The following is a 2,513-nucleotide window of genomic DNA, read 5'->3' as shown; positions in this document are numbered from 1 at the left end:
GATATCAAGCTCGCCATAATAGAATCATAATCAGGCGATAGATGCTGAATGACGATATAGCTAGAGCGCCCATCCTTAACGACATGCTCAAAAAATACTTGCAGCGCTTCCACACCTCCAGCAGAAGCGCCAACCGAAATGAAATATCTAGATGAATTTGGTACAGACAAAATTATCCTTCCTTAGCGTGTTATCCACGTTTTTTTGTTTTTCTCGTTTTTAACTGTTGTTGTTTTTACCTGCCGACTCAATATTGATTACATTGGTCTCAAGCGCCTTGCATTGAATTCGTTTTTCCACGAGGGAGATTGAGCATGGCTTGTGAATCAAAAAGCCTTGAAAGCGAGTGCAACCCAAACGCTGCAACTCGTTGAATACGGTATGTGTCTCGACTCCTTCAGCGATGAGCGTCATTCCAAGCCGCTTAGCAAGCAGAATCACGGCCTCTACAACAGCTTGATTGCGACTATGATCAGAGTCAATGACAAAACTCTTGTCTAGCTTCACACAATCAGCGGGCAGCTCAGAAATGTAGGTGAGCGGACTATGCCCAGTTCCAAAATCATCCAAGCCGACCACCACACCAATAGCCCGAATTCTCTCTATGACCTCTTTAGATCTTTGGAAATCAGATATAAGCGCCGTCTCGGTAATTTCTAACACTAGATTCTCTGCGGCAACGTTGTAGTTTTGCAAGCAATCGCGGACCAAATTAAAAATTACATCATTGTGAATCAGTAAGGCCGAGATGTTTACCGCCACCTTGAAGTCCTCGCAAGGCAAACTCTGCTTTCGCAGCTGGACAAACGCTTGCAGCGCCTGCTCAAGTACCCACTCAGTCATCGGAAGAATCATTCCGATTCGTTCAAGCGTCGTAATAAACCTATCTGGCTGGACCAAACCATATTCCGGATGACGCCAGCGCACCAATGCCTCCATCCCTGAAAACACCTCACGCTCGGTGCAATATTGTAATTGATACTGCACCTCAAACTGCTTGCGTGCAAACGCCATTCGTAAATCCCTGACGAAAGTCATCAGATCTTCGGTGGCGTGAGATGTCTTATCAAAATAGAATTGATACTGGTTTCTTCCCGCCTGCTTTGCATCGTACAACGCAATATCTGCACTTTTTAAAGTATCCTCAAGGGTTAAAGCGCCACCTTTCGGAGCAAGGAATGCACCAATCGAACAGGAAAGGTTGATATCACAAGAATCTGATAGAGGGTAAACTCTACCCACCACCTCAATAATTTTGTCGCACACACCAACGACAGATGCAAAGCTATTGACTGACCTCAAAAGCAGCATAAACTCGTCACCGCCGATCCGAGCCAGAACGTCCCCTTCACCTGCAATTCGCTCGAGGCGATTTGCTGTCTCAATGAGTACCAAATCACCCATATCATGACCAAGGGTGTCGTTCACTTCTTTAAAACCATCTAGATCAATACTCAGCAGCGCAAAGCTTCGTTCTTCGCTTAAAAGCTGCAAGTCATTCCTCAATTCATCCAGAAACATGTTGCGATTATTCACGCCTGTGAGGGAGTCCTTCATCGCGAGCTGAACCAAGCGATGCCTCTGTTCTTGGGCCTCAGTGCAGTCCTCCAAACAAAAAACCATACCTCCCTCATCAACCTTACGACCAAGTATGCGAAACCACTTCTGCTCAAACATAGGTGTTGCACGAGATTCAAATACCAGGTCTAAAGATTCATCCGACTCGCAACGGGTCTCAAGTTCAGCCAATACACCCTCTATGGCATCAACCGGAATAATGCGCAACCAACCATACCCTTCAAGCTCTACATCCCCCATTTGGGTCAGCCGCATCCAAAATTGGTTTGCGTAACGAAACTTCAGCTCATTGTCCGTTTCCAAAATACCAAAGGGGCTCAAATCAGTTAAGGTTTTAAAACGGCTCACATCATGCTGATGCTCCGCCCACACCCGTTTAAACTCTGTCACGTCCTGTATGTCGATCCACCAGTAGTCTCGATTATCGACGATTAAGGGCCGAAACTGGCAGCGAAGATGCCGAGTCCCCTGCGTTTTGCTTTTTACCGAGACGCTGTATGCGTCTACACCCTTGTGTGGATAACGGTAACAATTAAAGGCTTTATGTTGATCTGGGAAACGCTCTGGAATAAATTCTGCCAACGGCTGAGCGACAGCCTCTTGTTCAGATGTAGTAAACAACACTTCCGACGCTGGATTCAGGTGGCAAACTCGCATTCGTTGGTCACAGACAAAAACGGGATTACTAACGTGCGGCAAGGCTTTTAAAGCAACGCCGTCTTCTGCTTTTTTTTCGGTCCATGCGTCATGCAAGTTTGGGAATTGATTCTGAGCCAAGCATCTGGCAAAAAGCGAAAAATAAGGGCGCATTCTTTGACAGAAATGCAAAAGGGGCCGCACCCTATCATCAAAAGTAAGGCATACAAGGCCTAAGCGGCTATCCTCAAAAACGATAGGGACAACGACTGCTTTATGGCGCACGGAGCCCAACGAGT

The 2,513-nt window shown here is 46.4% G+C and carries 2 protein-coding genes; both read right to left on the bottom strand.

From position 1 onward, the window contains the following. The coding region (locus A3751_RS23880; RefSeq protein ID WP_156492367.1) for a chemotaxis protein CheB at positions 1–170 on the bottom strand (170 nt) is incomplete at its 3' end. Positions 171–219: 49 nt separating this feature from the next. Beyond that, positions 220–2,513 (bottom strand): EAL domain-containing protein (locus tag A3751_RS10165; protein ID WP_068455298.1); only part of this gene is annotated, 2,294 nt, incomplete at its 5' end.

Source organism: Oleiphilus sp. HI0080, assembly GCF_001635135.1.
This window is presented reverse-complemented; position numbering and strand designations above follow the sequence as displayed.